Origin of the sequence: Cohnella fermenti (assembly GCF_004801405.1) — a bacterium.
Taxonomy (GTDB): domain Bacteria; phylum Bacillota; class Bacilli; order Paenibacillales; family Paenibacillaceae; genus Cohnella; species Cohnella fermenti.
Genome location: NZ_SSOB01000004.1, coordinates 18,853 through 36,146, shown reverse-complemented (window position 1 = coordinate 36,146; position 17,294 = coordinate 18,853). Strand labels below are relative to the sequence as shown.

The window sequence follows — 17,294 nt, the reverse complement described above, 5'->3', positions numbered from 1 at the left end:
GAAAAAATCATGCTGACAATTCCGCTCGCAAAGAGCTGCATTCCGATCGGGGGGACGCGTTATGCGCCGGATTGGGAGAGTGAGGTGAAGCTGTCGAGTGCCGCCTGGCAACATTCGCGCCTGACGGCTGCCGCAGAGGCGTTGTTCGCGGGGCGGGAATGCCGGGTGTCCGAGGGGGAGGGGACGGAAGCTTCTTGCTATGAGCTGCATTGGGGGCCGCAAGAGGAGAGGCTCGAATCCGGCACGGCCGAGATGCCCGAGGTGTTGCCCCCTCAAGGGTACCGTCTGTCGCTGCGCGGCCGAACCGCGACGATTGCCTCCGGCGACGCAGCCGGGCTGTTCTACGGCATTCAGACGCTCCGGCAACTGCTCGCAGGACTCGAGCCGGGCGCTTGTCTGGAAGCGGCGAATGTCGTCGATTGGCCGGACGTTCCGCTTCGCTGCATGAATTACGATCTGCGCCAGACATTCTCGAAGCCGGAGCTGCTTGTCGACTACATCGAGACGATGGCTTCGTTCAAGGCGAACGCGCTGCTCATCGAATACGAGGACAAATTCCCGTTCGCCGAGGAGCCGCAGCGCGCCTTCCGGCATCCGCGGCATGCGCTGACGGACGGGCAGCTCGACCGATTGCTGGAAGCGGCGGAACGCAGCTTCATCGAAGTCATCCCGCTGCAGCAGACGTTCGGCCACCTCGAATACGTGCTTGGGCGCGAGGAGTACAAGCATCTGCGGGAGACGGAGGAATCGACCGGCGAGCTGTGCCCGAGCCGCCCGGAAGCCTCGGCTTTGGTCTGCGGCATGCTGGAGGAGCTCGCGGCGCGGCATCCGCGTTCGCGATACCTTCATCTCGGCTGCGACGAAGTATACAGCCTGTGCGAATGCGCCGTTTGCCGGGAGGCGTTCGGCGGCTCGCGGAACATGGCCTTCCTGGCGTACGTGAATCGCCTGGTCGATTTTACGTGCGAACTCAGCAAGAAGCCGATCATCTGGCAGGACGTGCTCGCCGAATGCTCGGACGAAGAGCTGGCCCTGCTGGACAAGCGCGTCACCGTCATGAGCTGGCACTACAACGGCAAGAACGTCTCGCGCCTCGTCACCCCGCTCCTCACGCGGCTGCAGGAGCTCGGCGTCGAGGTCATGGGAGCGCCGTCCGTCCGCTGCTTCGATGCGAAGGACGACCAGAACTACCCGCTCGTGCGCGAGCGGCTGGCGAACATCGAGCAGTGGACAGCCATCGCCGCCGAGCGGCGGCTGTGCGGACTCGTCGGCACGAACTGGACCGCCGTCTTCAGCCTTGGCGTTCCCTACGGCGTGTTCGAGACCTCGTGGTACACGATGGCCTGCTTCGCGGACGCGAGCTGGAACCGGAAGCGCGGGAGCGGGGCGAATGGGACAAGCGGTCGGAGCGAGGCGGCCGACGCTTCGAGCGGAAGCAACCCGAACGGAAGCAGCTCGAGCGGTCAGCTGTCCCCTCCGCTCCCGTTCATCGACCGGTTCCTGCACGTGTTCCACGGCGTCGCTCCGGAGACGGCCGAGCGGCTGCTCGGCAATCGCGACGACGAGGATTACTATTCGTCCATGCCCAAGCTGCTGGACGCCGTCACGCGCAACGCCGGCGTCGCCCGCCTCATCGCCGCCCTGCTCGACTTCGAGCGGGCGGCGGACCGCTCGCGGACGATCCACAAGTATGCGTACCGCCGCGAGCTGTACCCCGACAGCGAGCCGGAATGGCGGTCGCTCTCGAACAACTACCGCATCACGCGCGAGGGGCTCCGCCGCTCCCGCGAGCGGATCGCGGAAGAGCTGCGCGCCTTCCAGCCCGATGACATGGCCGAGCACTACGTGCTGTCGCGCTTCTACTTGCATGATTGCCTGGACGAGCGGTTATACCGGGAGATGGGGCTGCGGGAGTAGCCGCAGTCGAGGGAGGCCGGATCGGAGACGCCGGAGTCGGGGGAAGCCGGAGTCGAGGGAGGCCGGATTTTATGTGAAAAACCACATTGGCGCAGCTTGATGATGGGGAGTCTGGGCCATTCTATGTGAAAATTAGCATACATGGCGAAAAATCCGGCACGGATTGGCGTATATATGCTAAAAATCACATAAAACGCCTCGATTGCCTCGAATCCAATGCGATGAATATGAAAAATCATATAAAATCGCAAAAGTTCTCGGACGAATGGAATGAACAGCCGTCCTTTTCAGGTAAACCGAAAAACTCATGGGGTCATCGCATCTTCCTTCCGAACATTCCTTTTATGGCTTGCTCGTAGCGATTCCTAAAGTTGCGGCTGCCCGTCGCATACTCAAAAGGCACCCGACCGGGTGCCTTCTTTGCGTAACTGTATATGAGACCTACACAGGCACCGCCAGTACTCCTCTGGCGAGCTCCTCCAGCTCGCTCATTCCCTCGAACAGTCGCTTATCGTGCATGTTCAACCCCCTCCTTCAATCCTCATATTCTACGCCACGGTAGGATACGCTTGACGCATGCTCTCAGTCGATCAATTCAAGCTGCCGCAGCATACGGACAAATACGGTCGCTGCCTGCGCGCGGGTTGTTACGCCATCCGGGCTGAAGACATGATCACTTGTTCCTGTCATAATCCGAAGCTTCACTAGCAAACGAATATTCTCCAGATCGGATGCGCTCATGTTCCCGATATCCTGGTAGCCGTCCAGACTTGCTGCTGCACCGGCTGCCGTCGGCTGCTCAAGCCGAACCGCTGCAGCCGGCTTAACAGCCGTGCCGTTATAATTCGCCAACTGGTCGCTCACCGCCGAGCCGCCGTCGCTATCGAAGCTCACCGTGTAGCTGTTAATCGCAAAGTTCTCCGTCACATTCAGGTCGGCTGTCACGTTGGTGTCCGTCCGACTCGCTGTCGTTACGCCATCGCTCCAACCCGTGAAGTGGTAGTTCGCGTTCGGAACTGCCGTAACCGTCGTTCCGCTTGTGCCTTGATTGACGGTCTGCGATGTGTTGCCGCTCAATGATCCGTTGCTTCCTGCCGAATAGGTTGACGGTTGCGGATACCGACAGCACAGTCGTAAGCCCGTCCATCTGCATCAAGGTGGAGCCAACAACATTGTTGATATAGTACATCGAGCCCGTCGGACTCGTCGGCAGTTCCTCCTGTTGTCAACGCATCCAGATCGGAATCTCCGCTAATCCCCACGGCCACTCCGGCGGCGGCTGAATCATTAATTCCCTGCGCAATTGTTGCTTCCCCCCTGCCAAGTAATATTCGACACCTGAACTCCGCTGCCGACGATGGCATTCGCCAACGCCGTCGCATCGGTCGAGGTTGCCACAGCCAGGACCCCCGCCGCATCGGCCTTGGATACCGGAATCAAGGGGACTGACAGCAGCAGCGCGAGCAAGATGACTCTCTATCGCTATTACCCGACGAAGGGACTCGATTACTTTGACGCGCGATGAACCTTAATCCGATGATTTCCCCGCCCTGCCCGACATGGGAAAATAACTCCGTTCAGCGGGAGAGAGCGACTTGTGTGCCGGTTCTTCCATCATGCTCTCAGCGGCGCCGTCCTGACGTTCGTCCGAACAGTTCCGTCGATACTTCCCCTCCTCCAGCTTCATGTCGATAAAATCGACGACCTGCTGCAAAGAGGCAATTTGGCTGACGATATTTTCCCGGTGGCTCCTCAATTGCTCCACCAACTCGGGAAATTCCGCTGGGTCGGCATCGACGGACACCTCCAGGAAAGGCCGCATCTCCTCAAGCGGCATCCCCGTTTTTTTCAAACAAGCCAGCAGCCGAATTCTCTCGATGTCTTCCTGCCGATAGACCCGGTGTCCGTTGTCCTTCCGATCCGCCCGGGGCATCAGCGCAATTTTCTCGTAATAGCGGAGCGTGTCTTCCGACACTCCCGTTTGCTTGGCGGTTTGCTTTATGGTAAAAGTCGACTCTGCCTTCATGCCGTTCCCTCCCGAAGATCGCTTATTGCCTGCATTATACAATAGGAAGCCGATACCTTGTCCAGCTCCTTGACTTGGAGTCGACTCCAACTAATAGAATGTGAGCTATCCGAGGAATACCTCGCTATTAGGAGGAGAAGCACAATGAACAAGAACCAATATGAGCCTATCGCTTTGATTACAGGCGCAAGCTCCGGGATCGGGTTTGAATTGACGAGGAGATTGCTGTCGGAGGGCTGGCAGGTGGTCGCTCTGAACCGTTCCGACTTCCCGACGGACGATTCGCAGATTCGGCAAGCCGTCCACAATAGATCGCTGCGAATTTATAAAACAGCCGATCTTGCCGACTATGCCAGCTTGAGAGGAACGTTGGAGGAGATTAAAAGCAAAGAGCGGAGGATCGATGTTCTGTTCAACAACGCCGGCGGGTCCTTCCCCGAGCTGAGCTATTCGGCACAAGGACGCGAGAAGCACTATGAGCTGATGACGGTCGTTCCGTATATCATTCTGATGGAATTGAAGAACTCGATTCAAGGCGGGCATTTAAAAACAGTGATCAACACCTCATCGTCGGCGCTAAAATTTACGAAGGAGTTTACGGTCGACATCCTGGAGCGTCCCAAAACCTTCCGCAAGCTGCTCGGCCCTTACGCAACCTCCAAGCTCGCGCTTTCGCTTTGGACCGAGGCGATTGCACCGCAGCTTGCCGAGGACGGCATTACGATCTACAGCGTCGACCCCGGCGGCAACAACACGTTACGAAAGGGGAAGGATTCCGGCCTGCCCCTGCTGGTCAAAGCGCTGATGTCGCTGTTTTTCCCGCCGCCTACCAACGGAGCCAACAAGCTGTACGAAGGCGCTCTCGGAGATCATCGACACAAGACCGGCGCCTTTATACTGAAGGGGCAACCTGCGGAATTAAAATTTAAGGATCAAGCGGGGGGCGTTTGGGAACGGATAAATGAGATCTACGTTCACGAATTTTTACAACGCAACGAAGAACAGGAACAATTGTGATAAAAGGACGAAACCGCCCAAAATCCTTATTGGACTTTGGGCGGTTTCCTGGCAGGCGTCCATTACAAAACCTCTATCGACGCATCTGTGTGAACATGGTGATTTGCTCTTCGGTCAGGCCAAGCGCTAGGAGCTGTGACTTGATCTCGTCCGTGACGGTTCCTCCGGCATCCTGAATCAACTGCATAGCCTGCTGCATGACTTCAGAATCAAGCCCGCCCATGTCAGGGAAATCTCCCTTGCCGCCTGTGCCGCCCATGCCGCCGCCTTGAGAGCCGAGCGCTTCCAGGTTGACCGACGATGCGTCAATGAGTGCGCTTGGATTCTCCTGCTGACCTTCCGTCGTCGATGGAATGGTCCCGTCGAGCTGACCTTGAATGCTCTCTGCGCGAAGGGTTCCCAGTTGCTTGAGCTCCGCAACTCCCGCTTCGAATTCCTCGGCCGTGTAGAACGCCGTTGGATCGTTGCTGACATATTCGGAGATCATCGAGCTAAGTTTATCGACCGTCTGCTCGAATTTGCCGTCGGCGAAATAACCGTCGATAATCTCTTGAAGATACTCGTGATACTTGTCAAGATACTCGGGTACTTCAAGCAGCTTGTCGAGCAGCGGACGATCCTCCATGCTCACGCCCGACACCGGGGTATCGATCGGGAAGTTCACGACATCCGACGCGTTGCCGGACTGGAAGCCGCCAAACGCAAGATTGTAATCCCAAGGCAGGATACTGAGTTGCCCGTCTTCCTCATAAAGGTAGTAGTTGTGTGCCATACTGGAGACATAGCTGTCGAGATTGACGACCACAGTATGAGCTGCGAAATACCGAAGCACTTCGTCGACATCCACGGCAGATTCAAGATCGTTGCCTTCGCTCAGGTTCTTCAGAGCTTCAATAAGGCGCTGCTCATCCTCTTCATTTGTTTTGGTCTCCGCATTGTCGAAGATAGCCGAATAACTGCTGCTCTGATCGTCGGTATATTGCAGGGAGCTGCCGTTATCGGCCATGCCTCCCATTCCTCCGCCATTCTGGCGGTCCCGCATTGCTTGAGCAGAGTCCTGCGTCGACTCGGGAGTCGTTAAGTCTTGTTCCCCCTGCGCGCCATCGGGGAATTGGCCTCCGCCCATGCCTTCGCCCATATCCGATTCTGGCTTATACAACTCGCCGTCCTCTTTGTCCACACGTTCGAGATAACTGTTGTCGATATCCTCGACGGCCAGATAGAATCCCCATGTCTCGCCATTAAGCGAGATGTCCGCAAAAGCAAACAGCGGCGCATCTGCTCCGATATAGGACATAATGTCGTAAGAGAGGTATTCCTTTAAGCTTGTTGCGTCGGAGAAGTTGTTGTTAAGCACGATAGTGTCCAGACCTTGCCAAGTTTGCCCGTCTACATACTCGTCAAATTTTATTTTGAAGCTGTATCGGTCAGTCGTATCGTCCCGAACGATCGAACTGAGGCTGGAGTTGCCTTTCGGGCGAATGCCTACATTGGTGATAGTTGTCCCGTTGATTGTAATGTCCGCCGCGATATATTCCTCTGCTGCCGCATTATCCAGCATCTCCTGCCATTCGGCTTGATCCACCGTAATGGCGAATGTCATGATTTCGTCCTTGTTGATCTCATCCGCATAGGCAAGCGTTGCAAGCTGTGCCTCTCCGCTCTGCGCAGCATCTTCCGATTGGGAATCAGTCGAATTCGTCGATGTATTCGACGCACAACCAGTCATCGCGGAAGTAACGGCAACAGCTAATAACAACGATATGATCAATTTAGACTTTCTAAACATTGCGCTCATCACCTTTCATTTTCATTTGGGCAATCATCTCTGCCTCCAAGGTTCACTTCTCTATCCTAGGATGCGAACCTTTAATGAATCTGAACCGGATCTGAGACCTTTCCCGAGCTGAGCTATTCGAAGCAAGCCCGGTTTAGAAAACCCTGCTATTCATCGGATACGCCAAGCGCTTTGTTCCGTTCTTTAAACCTCTCGTTATGCGACGATACATACGCCATTCTCGGCGCCTCGGGGTCCATGTACCGTTTGGCGCTGTTAAGCGCCAAGGCCGCATCCGTGAACGCCCCTGCAATGAGGTTGAGCTTGCTCTCGTAATTGACGAAGTCGCCGGCTCCGAAGATGCCCGGCAGGTTCGTCTCCAGTCTCGGGCTGACGAATATGTTCCAATCGTCCATATCCAGTCCCCAATCCTTGATGCCTGTAAAATCGGACTTCAGCCCGTGGTTGACGATAACCTCGTCTATCTCCAGCTCTCGCGAGTCCCCTGATTCGATATGGGCAATCGTTACCCGTTCAATCGACTTGCCGTTGCCGCTGCATAACTTCGTGACTTCATATGGCGTAAGCACATCGGCAGAAGACTCCTTCATTCGAACAATGTTTTTCTCATGTCCGCCGAAGCGGTCGCGCCTATGCACGACTGTGACCTGAGCCGCGATGGGAACCAGTTCGTTCGCCCAATCGACGGCGGAGTTCCCCCCACCCGAGATAAGGACTCTTTTCCCCCGGAAAGGCTCCAGTTCCTGCACCGTATAGTGCAGATTGGACACCTCATAGCGCTCGGCCCCTTCCAGTTCCAGCTTCGCCATTCGCAGAATGCCGCGGCCGATAGCCAGAATGACCGTGCGCGTCCAGTGCTTCTCCCCCGTTGCCGCCTCCAGAATGTACGTCGAATCCGCTTGCTTCTCCAGTCCGATAATGTGCTGGCCGAATACAAGGGTCGGGTCGAACGTCTTCGCCTGCTCCGACAATTGGGCGATTAACTTCTCGCATAGAATCGGCGGAACCCCTCCAACGTCCCAGATCATTTTCTCGGGATAAATAAGCATCCGTCCGCCCAACTCGTCCTTCGCTTCTATCAGCTTCGTCTTTAAATCGCGCATTCCGCTATAAAAAGCAGTGTACATCCCCGCAGGACCACCGCCGATAATCGTCACATCGTATAATTCAAGCTGCCCAGTCAAACGATGCCCTCCTCCAGCCGGCTCAGCAACGCCCATGCCGTGATAATCATTATCAACATAATTGTAGCCTCGGCAACATGGCAATAACAATGGACAAAATCGACGGTTCCTTTATACAAAATTCATGCTAACGCTCGCAGGATATCGTCGATTTTTTTGCCGTTGGAAATAACTCCGTTATTCATCCAAGTTAGAAAATCAACCTCGTAAACGCGATTGTTCCGCACAGCGGGCAGATCGCGCCATTCCGGCCGCTCCAGCAGTTCCCTCTCCTTCCCCTCCGCCTGGCTATGCCACTTATCGAAAGTAATGAACAGATGATCCGCGGTTAACGTACGCAGATCCTCCATAGAGAGTGTGAACATGCCCGGCCTGTTCGCCTTTGAAGCTACACCTACTGCGGAATGGGAGCGCAAGCCAACATCGCCATAGAGAACAGTCGAAACAAAGCCTTGCCCCTCTTGCGTATATTGGATGATTTGATCCGCCGAGATACGCAAAAAAGCGACCGTTTCGCCTCTCATAACCCGACTCAGCGTATGACACGCGCTCCGTGCTTTGGAATCATACTTTGCGATAGCATCGTCGGCCAACTCCGTCCGACCGAAATAATCGGCGACGGTACGCAGCAGCGTACGCCAATTATTGGTCTGCTCACGCAGGATGCACGTGTTGGATATGCGTCGGTACTGAGAATATTGCTGTTGCTCGTAACGATCCGTAAGCAATATCAGATCCGGCTTATAACCGGAAAGCGCGTCCAAGCTGCCTCCGTTCTCGTCGAACGTCGGAATATGGTTTAAGCCCAAATAGTCTTGTTTGCCCCACTTCGCATGCCAATACTGGGCGATAGGCTGCATATCCAGCGCGACGATAAAATCCTCCAAATACGGTGCTACTACTCTCAGCTGTCCCTTGCGGCTCAGACGGTATTGTCCGGGCGATAAGCCTACCGTCTGCTTGAACCGACGATTGAAATAATATTCATTGTTAAAACCTGCATTCAGCGCAATATCGAACAGCTTGTCATCGGCGATTGCCAGCCACTTCTTGGCTTGATTAATCCGTACTTCATTCAAGTACTGGAGCGGTACTTGACCCGTAGCTTGTTTGAACAGACGGGTATACTTCCAGCGATCAATGCCTGCGAGGGAGGCCAGCTCCTCCACGGTCAGAGGCTCACGGTAATACTGATGAATATGCCGTATGCTAAGCTCTACCTCATGCCGCTCGATATCCGTTCCCTTATCCTCGGCTGCAGGTGTATTTTGGCGGAATAGCAAGAGCAACAGCTCTTGAAATCTCACGAATCGCTGGAACCGCTCGAGCTCGCCCTTCGCCTCGCGGAGTCCATATATCTCATCAAGCAGTTCCATCGTCTTCGCGAAGGGGGCGCAGGCAAGCTCTTGCTTATCCGGCAGCAAGCCGGAAGCTGCATCATGGCCGCTCGTTGCGAAGCGCACTCGGTAATAGCTGCAGCTCATCACCTCTTGATCGACAGATAAAGATCTTCCAGGCCCCTGCAAATAGCATTTTCCTTGTCCCGTCCCGCTCATGATAATGAGCAGTTCAAAGCTTTCCTGATCGGCTCCATCGCTGCCGTTGCCGCCCAACTCCCCCATTCCCGCTTGCTCGCCCGCAACGATCAAGCGGATTGATCGCAGCACATATTGGACCAAAGGGGCCGTTCCGGCTTGTTCGGGCTGTTCAATATCCATCGTTGCTCTCAACTGCCTTTTAATTGATATTCATTCTCAATGAATATAGTGTAAATCATAACGAGCCGCCCATCAACCTTCGTTGATAAGCGGCTCTTGCCTAATTCACTCTTATTCTTATCTCCTGCTAAGATGCCAGCAATCGAAGCAGATCATCCATCTTCAATCCGTTGGCCGTAATGGCTCCCGTCTGCCAATACGATCTCTCTACGGGATATACATGGCCGTTCTTAAATGCGGGAACGGTCTGCCATAACGGATCTGCCATCATCTCCTCAAGCGCCTTCGCGTTGCCCTCATCCTCCCATGTCCCGTTGGACGGAAGCAAAATAATATGGTCCGCATCAAGCTCCGGAATGACCTCCTTCGACAAGACGATATTGCCCTCCGTCATCGCCTCGGCGAATCCCGGCGCCTTCAGCCCAAGATCCTCATACAAGATTTGTCCGACAAATGTGTTATGAATGCCGAAAATATTAACCGATTTATCTACGACGTTCATCCGCAGAACAACAAGCTTCTCATCGCCGATCGCCGCGTTCAGCTTCGCCTTCACATCGACAATACGCGCTTCGTAATCGGCAAGCACCTGCTCCGCCTTGTCGCTGAGACCAAGCAGATCGGCGATTACGGTCAATGTTCTGCGCGTATCCGCAAGTACGTCATCCGGCAAACGGAACGTCGGCGCAACCTTGGAATAGAGCGCGTATTGTTCTGCATCGACCTCTCCGGCTCCGATAATCAAGTCCGGATCGGCCACAACCATCGCTTCGACGCTGCCGGTCACGTCGAACAACGGCACTTCCAGCTTCAAATAGTCCTGCTTGCCCCACATCGGGTTATAATATTGCACAATAGGCGTTACCCCAAGCGCAACCAAATAATCTTCACGATAAAGAGCGGAGACTCGCTTCGGATTCGTCGGAATCTCTACCTCGCCGAAGCCGTCGGTTACAATGCGCGTTTCCTTCTGAGGCGGAGCTTCGCTTGACGCTGTCGTTGTCTGTTGCGCAGATTGATCGGTTGCCGCCGCGGTCCCCGCTTGATTGTCCGTCGAGCCGCAACCTGTCACCGCAAGCATTGCTGCCGTTATAAGCGATAGCCATCCCGTTCTCATAAACCCCGATCTTGCCATGATTAAATTCACTCCTGTAAGTTTAAGTTCTGCAGCAAAATAATCCATTTGTTCGTAATGATAATCATTATCATTTTGCTCGAGTAGATTGTACCCCGAATTGGATTGCATGCTCAATACACATTCTCTACAGTCGGCTTTATACAAACTCGTCATTTCCTTGAGGAATTGTGATAAGAAAACCGCCTAACTGCGTCCTTTGAGTGTGAGCGTATCCGTTTGGGCGAGCCTATTCGCCAGTCACGGGCAATCCACCCCGTGACTTCCATCGACTCCAGCGTCATGCAGCAAGGCGCCCCCCCTTCTGCGCGCTTATGCCTCTTCTCCCCTCGGCTCAGAAACCTCTTGGCTCTTCGTCGCACCCCGACCGCCGCCGGGTCATCCCCACTCCTTCCCATCCTGAACGAACGGGAGAGGAGACCTAATGCCGCCAGAGGGGGAGAAGGTGTGGGGGAAAAGGTGCGGGGGGAGAAGGCGCGGGGGGAGGAGTTGCCGCGTACCGGATGCATGGCAAGCGGATGCATGGCAAGCTGACCTCTAGGCGTAGTGCGCGGCGCTCCTCTCCCGCTCCGTGAGCCCATTTTGTCCTCTGATCCGCCGGCTTTTGCGATTTTATGCGGTTTTTCACATTCATTGGTTGGAATGAGCCGCGATCTCGGCGTTTTATGTGATTTTTAGCCTACATGCATATGTCAACACAAAAATGACTCCCTAAAAAACGGGAGCCATTCCCTACCTCTTCGCTGCAAGCCGCTTCTGTCGTCGGCCGCTTAACCGACGCTGCCGATCCGGCTCGGCTGCAGATGCAGCAACGTCTGCCGCACCTCGTTCCAAACTTCCTTCAACATGTGCTGAACGATCCAGGACGACGAAGCGGCGGCCGTTACCGTCAAGCCATGCCGATAAGTCATGGCAGCGCCCGCGTACAGTTGATCGCTCGAGAACGGCAACCGGTCCAGCACCGCTCTCACCGACTCCAGCAGCGCCGTGTCGACCCGATCGGAGAAGACAAGGAACGTTCCCAGATGGCTGTAAGTCTCCCAAGCCCCTGGGGCTGCGATCAACTGCCGGCCCGGACGGACGAGCTGCTTCTGATGATGAATCAGCTCGCCTTCGTAGTACACGGAGATCCGATTGTCCAGTCGCTCGTAGGCGAAGCGCTCGCCGCGAAGCACCCGGCCCGGACTCAGCGCTTCGCCCTGCATCCATACGGCGCCTCGCTCCAGCTCAACAACCGTCCGATTCGTAAAGGAGGCATCCTTGTACAGCATAATGGGCTTCATCATCGTCTCGATACAAGCGCCTGCCGCGAGACGATAGCGGTTCTCCATCGACGCGCCGAGCTCCGGCGTACACGGATGCACTTTGGTAAAGCCCTGATTGGTCAGGCAGAGCTGGGCGCCCGCTTCCGCAGCCCACTGCATCTCATAGCGGTCGCCCTTCAGCATGCCTGGAGAAGCGTCCATAATCATCACGCAGAGCGACTTGTCTTCGGGAAAAGTCTTGGCAATCTTGATCGGCGACGTGCAATAACGGCCGGCCAGTACGGTCCTGTCGCCCCGATAGGCGGCCGAGACGTCCAATACGGCGGTGCGATACCGCTCCCGGTCAGCTATGGCTGTGTTCGATGCGATTGGCATGCTGATATTCGTGCGCGAGCCACGACACGATCTCGCTCACGCCTTCGCCCCCGCGCAGATTCGCAAATACATAAGGCCGCTCCCCGCGCATCCGCTTCGTGTCTTCCTCCATGACCTGCAAGCTCGCGCCGACATGAGGCGCAAGATCGATCTTGTTAATAATGAGCAGATCGGAGCGCATAATGCCCGGACCGCCCTTGCGCGGAATCTTCTCGCCTTGGGCGACATCGATAATGTAGATGAAGCGGTCGGCCAGCTCCGGGCTGAACGCCGCGGCCAGATTGTCGCCGCCGCTCTCGATCAGCACCAGTTGCAAGTCGGGGAAGCGCCGCTCCAGCTCGGATACGGCTTCGAAGTTCATCGACGCATCCTCGCGAACGGCCGTATGCGGGCAGCCGCCCGTCTCTACGCCAATCACCCGATCTTCGGGAAGTACGCCCGTCGCGAGCAGGATGCGGGCATCCTCCTTCGTATAGATGTCGTTCGTGATGACGCCGAGGCTGTAGCTCGACTTCAGTTCCCTGGCGATGTTCTCCAGCAAGGCGGTTTTGCCCGCTCCTACCGGTCCTCCGATGCCGATTCGCATCGGACGCGATCCCTCGAATACCGGCTGCGACCATTCATGATGGTGATGATGACCTTGTCCTTGGCACATTGGCTGTTCCTCCGTCCTGTTGGTTAAATACGAGCGAATTGCAATCGTTATGACATGAACAATCGGGAATATAAGCTCTCGTGCCGAATGGCGAATATCTCGGACAAAGGCGCGCTGCTGTAGGCGTCCTCCGGCTCCAGCTCGCGTGCGATCCGCCATCCCTCGTCAATCGCCGGGCCAAGCCTGGCGATCAACGCCTGGCATTCGGTCTGGCCGACCGGCAGCAGCTTGAGCGCGCTGCCGGTCGTCGTGACGACACAGGAATACAAATAGCCCTGCACCGCCTCGTCGAGTCTAAGCCCGAGCCTCCAGCACACGAAGCCGTGAACGAGCGGGTGCGTGGCGAGGTTGGCGCCGGTCCGGTAGGCGTCCGCGAGCGGCGACCAATCCAGCGTCGGATGAATGGATGCGACCAATTGAAGCAGCCGCCTGCCCATCTTCTCAACGCCCTCGCGGGATTCACTCCCCGCGCGCTGCAGATGAACCTGCCGCTCGATCCGCCAGAGCCGCGGCCAGTCCCCGATATCGGCGGTCTCGTAGACCGCCTTGACGACCATCGCGTCGGAGGTCGACCAGCTCTGGCGAATCATGACGTGCATGTACTGCTCCAGCTCCCGCATATTCCCGACCCGGCCGTCCTGTACGGCGGCCTCCAATCCGAACGAATGCGAGAATCCGCCGATCGGCAGCGCGGAGTCGAGCAACTGTTGGGCGGCGAGCCAGCGAATCATAGGCGCTCCTCCGCTTCGGTTGGTCTGTCCGTCAGAATAAGAAGTAGCGCTGCGCCATCGGCAGCCTCTCCGCCGGCTCGCATACGGCCGGAACGCCGTCCACCGTGACCGCATAGGTGTCCGGGTCGACATCGATGGCAGGCGTTGCGCCGTTGTGGATCATGTCCGCCTTGGAGACGCTTCGGCAATTCCTGACCGGTTCGATCCGTTTGCGAAGCCCCAGCTTGTCGGGCAGACCGCTGTCGCAAGCAGCCTGCGAGACGAAGGTAATGGCGCTTCTCTCCACGGCTTTGCCGTATGCGGCGAACATCGGGCGGCCCATCACCGGCTGCGGCGTCGGGATGGAGGCATTCGGATCGCCCATCTGCGCATAGGCGATGCTTCCGCCCTTGAGCACCAGGTCCGGCTTGATGCCGAAGAACATCGGCGTCCAGATCGCCAGATCCGCGAACTTGCCGGGTTCGACGGAACCGACGATATGCGAGATGCCGTGCGTAATCGCCGGATTGATCGTATACTTCGCGATATATCGTTTAATGCGGAAGTTGTCGCTCTCCGTATCCGGCGCCAGGGAGCCCCGCTGGCGCTTCATCTTGTCCGCGGTCTGCCAGGTTCGGATAATAACTTCTCCGACGCGTCCCATCGCCTGCGAGTCGGAGCTGATCATGCTGAATACGCCCATATCGTGCAAAATATCTTCAGCGGCGATCGTCTCCGGCCGAATGCGGGAATCGGCGAAGGCGACGTCTTCGGGAATACGGCTGTCGAGGTGGTGGCAGACCATCAGCATATCCAGATGCTCTTCGATCGTATTGACCGTGAACGGACGGGTCGGATTCGTGGAAGAAGGCAGGACGTTAGGATGCGACGCCGCGCGAATGATGTCCGGCGCATGGCCTCCTCCCGCTCCTTCCGTATGATACGTGTGAATCGTCCGTCCATCGATCGCCGCCAGCGTGTCCTCCAGGAAGCCGGCTTCGTTCAGCGTATCGGTGTGGATGGCGACCTGAACGTCGAATTCGTCCGCTACGCGCAGGCAGGTATCGATCGCCTTCGGCGTCGTGCCCCAATCCTCGTGCAGCTTGAGCCCGATCGCGCCCGCCTCGATCTGTTCGATAAGCGGAGCCGGGAATGAAGCATTGCCCTTGCCGGTGAATCCGAGGTTCATCGGGAACGCTTCGGCCGCCTCCAGCATACGCCTCATATGCCAGGTCCCCGGCGTACAGGTTGTGGCGTTGGTCCCGGTTGCCGGTCCCGTCCCTCCGCCGATCATCGTCGTGACGCCGGACGACAGCGCCGTCTCGATCTGCTGCGGACATATAAAATGAATATGCGCGTCGATGCCGCCCGCCGTAACGATTCGGCCTTCCCCGGCGATGACCTCGGTGCTCGCGCCGACGATCAGCTCCGGATGCACGCCGTCCATGATGTCCGGATTGCCGCCCTTGCCGATGCCGACGATCAGGCCGTCCTTAATGCCGATATCCGCCTTGACGATCCCCCAATGGTCGATAAGGACGGCGTTCGTAATAATCGTATCCAGCACGCCTTCCTCCCGGACGGCATGAGAGGACTGCCCCATCCCGTCGCGGATCACCTTGCCGCCGCCGAACTTGCATTCGTCGCCGTAAACCGTATAATCCCGCTCGATCTCCGCCCACAGCTCCGTATCCGCGAGCCGAACCGCATCGCCCGTCGTCGGACCGAACATGCCGGCGTAATCGCCGCGATTCATGCTACTCATGGACGGCCCTCCATTCCGCCAGCCGGCCGGCCGGTCCTTCGGGCAATGGCCCGGCATCTGCCTCAGCCGGTCCTTCTGTCAGGCCGTTCAGGCCGAAGGACCGCCTCAAGCCCCCAAGCTCGGTCAGCTTCACCGGCTTCTCTTCGCCGGGCTCGAACCGAACCGCCGTGCCCGCCGGAATGTCGAGCCGCATGCCGAACGCCTGACCGCGTTCGAAGCGCAATTGCTTGTTGACTTCGAAGAAGTGATAATGCGAGCCGACCTGTACAGGACGGTCTCCCATATTGGCTACCATAATCTCGATCGTCCGGCGGCCCGCATTCAATTCGATCTCGCCGGGTCGCACGCGATATTCTCCCGGTACCATCCCTATCCAACCTCGCTCTCCGGCCGTTCGGCCCCCGATGGCCGCATCAGCCGATGGGCTGATGCACCGTGACCAGCTTGGTGCCGTCCGGGAATGTCGCTTCCACCTGAACCTCGTGAATCATCGCCGGGATTCCCTCCATGACTTGATCAACGGTCAGAATCTGCCTGCCGTAAGCCATCAGGTCCGCCACGCTTCTTCCGTCGCGCGCGCCTTCCATAATCTCCGAGGTGATGAGCGCGACGCTCTCGGGATAATTCAGCTTCACGCCTCGCTTCAACCGATCGCGCGCCAAATTCGCCGCAACCGTAATCAACAGCTTCTCCTTCTCACGCTCCGTCAACTGCATGCCTGCTCCTCGCTCCTTTACGCAGCATGGCGAACAACACCCAGGTCGCGATAAAGAATCCGACCAGTCCCAGACCCAAATATACAAAATCAAGCCGTTCCGACCAGGCAACCCAGCTTTCCGGCAGTTTCTCCCCAAACAAATGCAGCACCTGTACGAATCCGATAAAGAACGCGGACAGCACCGAGACGCCTGTCACAACCAGATTGTAGATCAGCCTCTTCCGGGGTGTCGCGGAAGACAGTCGATAGGCGCGGCTCATCATCATGCCGTCGATCGTATCCAAGAGCGTCATCCCGGCGGCGAACAGGAGCGGCAACGCCAAGATACCGACCAGGGAAGCCGATTGGCTTACCGCTCCGGCCGACAATGCCAGCAGGCCGATCTCGGTAGCCGTATCGAATCCGAGCCCGAACAGGAATCCGAGCGGATACAGATGCCAGCTCTTCCGTACAAGACGGTAAAAAGGCCTCAGCAGCACCGTCAGCACGCCGACGGGCATCGCGGACGAAGCGCCGTCCTCGCCGGAAGCGGACCCGCCGCGCGCCTGCCTTGCCTCGCGAATCGAGCGAACAAGCATCGCTACATTAATAAATCCGATAACGATCAGGAAAAATCCCGACACGGATGTCCCGATGATCGAACCGGCTTCCCGCAGCGCCTCGTCATTAAAAAGATAAGTATTGGCGGTGAGACCGATGGCCAGCACCATCACAAAAACGACCGTTGAATGGCCCAGTGAAAAAAACAAACCGACGCCATGCGGATTCTGGCGGCCTGTCATCAGCTTGCGAACCGTATTGTCGATCGCCGAGATATGGTCCGCATCGAACGCATGACGCAAGCCGAACGAATAAGCCAGCATGCCCAGCCCCCAGAAAATAGGGTCGCGAGCCGCAGCGACAAAAAATCCCGCAAAACCGAAAAGATGGAGCAGCAGCACGATGACAAAATACCTTTTCCACGGATAATTCAGCTCTAACCCCTCCTTCTTCCCTAACATCCGGTTGCCG

The 17,294-nt window shown here is 56.9% G+C and carries 16 protein-coding genes; 2 read left to right on the top strand and 14 right to left on the bottom strand.

The genetic code is table 11. The annotated features are described in order from the left end of the window. Positions 1 to 9 precede the first annotated feature (9 nt). A complete protein-coding gene (locus E6C55_RS04360; protein WP_168735452.1) occupies positions 10 to 1,917 on the top strand; it encodes a family 20 glycosylhydrolase in 1,908 nt (635 codons plus the stop codon). Positions 1,918 to 2,499: 582 nt separating this feature from the next. On the opposite strand, the gene E6C55_RS34135 is transcribed toward E6C55_RS04360, so the two are convergent. From E6C55_RS34135 to E6C55_RS04345, 3 genes are all read right to left on the bottom strand, one after another. Beyond that, positions 2,500 to 3,048, bottom strand: a complete 549-nt coding sequence (locus E6C55_RS34135; protein ID WP_269145536.1) for an InlB B-repeat-containing protein — start codon at positions 3,046 to 3,048, stop codon at positions 2,500 to 2,502. A 156-nt stretch (positions 3,049 to 3,204) separates the two neighbouring features. Next, the gene (locus E6C55_RS04350; protein WP_136368564.1) at positions 3,205 to 3,384 is read right to left on the bottom strand and encodes a hypothetical protein; all 180 of its coding nucleotides are present in this window, start codon (positions 3,382 to 3,384) and stop codon (positions 3,205 to 3,207) included. Positions 3,385 to 3,445: 61 nt separating this feature from the next. Further along, on the bottom strand, positions 3,446 to 3,943 hold the full coding sequence (locus E6C55_RS04345) for a MerR family transcriptional regulator (RefSeq protein WP_136368563.1): 498 nt from the start codon (positions 3,941 to 3,943) through the stop codon (positions 3,446 to 3,448). Positions 3,944 to 4,087: 144 nt separating this feature from the next. On the opposite strand from E6C55_RS04345, the gene E6C55_RS04340 reads away from it, so the two are divergent. Next, positions 4,088 to 4,960: an SDR family NAD(P)-dependent oxidoreductase gene (locus E6C55_RS04340; RefSeq protein WP_136368562.1), complete on the top strand. Its 873-nt coding sequence runs from the start codon at positions 4,088 to 4,090 to the stop codon at positions 4,958 to 4,960. 73 nt (positions 4,961 to 5,033) lie between these two features. On the opposite strand, the gene E6C55_RS04335 is transcribed toward E6C55_RS04340, so the two are convergent. From E6C55_RS04335 to E6C55_RS04285, 11 genes are all read right to left on the bottom strand, one after another. After that, on the bottom strand, positions 5,034 to 6,749 hold the full coding sequence (locus E6C55_RS04335) for a CotH kinase family protein (RefSeq protein WP_211093520.1): 1,716 nt from the start codon (positions 6,747 to 6,749) through the stop codon (positions 5,034 to 5,036). 155 nt (positions 6,750 to 6,904) lie between these two features. Further along, positions 6,905 to 7,942: an NAD(P)/FAD-dependent oxidoreductase gene (locus E6C55_RS04330; protein WP_136368561.1), complete on the bottom strand. Its 1,038-nt coding sequence runs from the start codon at positions 7,940 to 7,942 to the stop codon at positions 6,905 to 6,907. A gap of 122 nt (positions 7,943 to 8,064) precedes the next feature. Continuing rightward, positions 8,065 to 9,660: a helix-turn-helix domain-containing protein gene (locus E6C55_RS04325; protein ID WP_136368560.1), complete on the bottom strand. Its 1,596-nt coding sequence runs from the start codon at positions 9,658 to 9,660 to the stop codon at positions 8,065 to 8,067. A 127-nt stretch (positions 9,661 to 9,787) separates the two neighbouring features. Further along, positions 9,788 to 10,795, bottom strand: coding sequence for an ABC transporter substrate-binding protein (locus tag E6C55_RS04320; protein WP_136368559.1), 1,008 nt, complete (start codon positions 10,793 to 10,795; stop codon positions 9,788 to 9,790). A 770-nt stretch (positions 10,796 to 11,565) separates the two neighbouring features. Next, positions 11,566 to 12,435, bottom strand: coding sequence for an urease accessory protein UreD (locus E6C55_RS04315; RefSeq protein ID WP_136368558.1), 870 nt, complete (start codon positions 12,433 to 12,435; stop codon positions 11,566 to 11,568). Continuing rightward, positions 12,404 to 13,090 carry an urease accessory protein UreG gene (ureG, locus tag E6C55_RS04310; RefSeq protein WP_136368557.1) on the bottom strand — a complete coding sequence of 229 codons (687 nt, stop codon included), beginning with the start codon at positions 13,088 to 13,090 and terminating at the stop codon, positions 12,404 to 12,406. Before ureG ends, E6C55_RS04315 begins: the two co-directional genes overlap by 32 nt. Before the next feature lie 47 nt (positions 13,091 to 13,137). Further along, complete coding sequence (locus E6C55_RS04305; protein ID WP_136368556.1) at positions 13,138 to 13,821, bottom strand: urease accessory protein UreF; 684 nt, start codon at positions 13,819 to 13,821, stop codon at positions 13,138 to 13,140. A 31-nt stretch (positions 13,822 to 13,852) separates the two neighbouring features. Beyond that, complete coding sequence (ureC, locus tag E6C55_RS04300) at positions 13,853 to 15,565, bottom strand: urease subunit alpha (protein WP_136368555.1); 1,713 nt, start codon at positions 15,563 to 15,565, stop codon at positions 13,853 to 13,855. Further along, positions 15,558 to 15,932 carry an urease subunit beta gene (locus tag E6C55_RS04295; protein WP_136368554.1) on the bottom strand — a complete coding sequence of 125 codons (375 nt, stop codon included), beginning with the start codon at positions 15,930 to 15,932 and terminating at the stop codon, positions 15,558 to 15,560. Before E6C55_RS04295 ends, ureC begins: the two co-directional genes overlap by 8 nt. A gap of 46 nt (positions 15,933 to 15,978) precedes the next feature. Beyond that, positions 15,979 to 16,281 carry an urease subunit gamma gene (locus E6C55_RS04290; RefSeq protein ID WP_136368553.1) on the bottom strand — a complete coding sequence of 101 codons (303 nt, stop codon included), beginning with the start codon at positions 16,279 to 16,281 and terminating at the stop codon, positions 15,979 to 15,981. Then, complete coding sequence (locus E6C55_RS04285) at positions 16,262 to 17,284, bottom strand: HoxN/HupN/NixA family nickel/cobalt transporter (protein WP_136368552.1); 1,023 nt, start codon at positions 17,282 to 17,284, stop codon at positions 16,262 to 16,264. Before E6C55_RS04285 ends, E6C55_RS04290 begins: the two co-directional genes overlap by 20 nt. Positions 17,285 to 17,294: the final 10 nt, after the last annotated feature.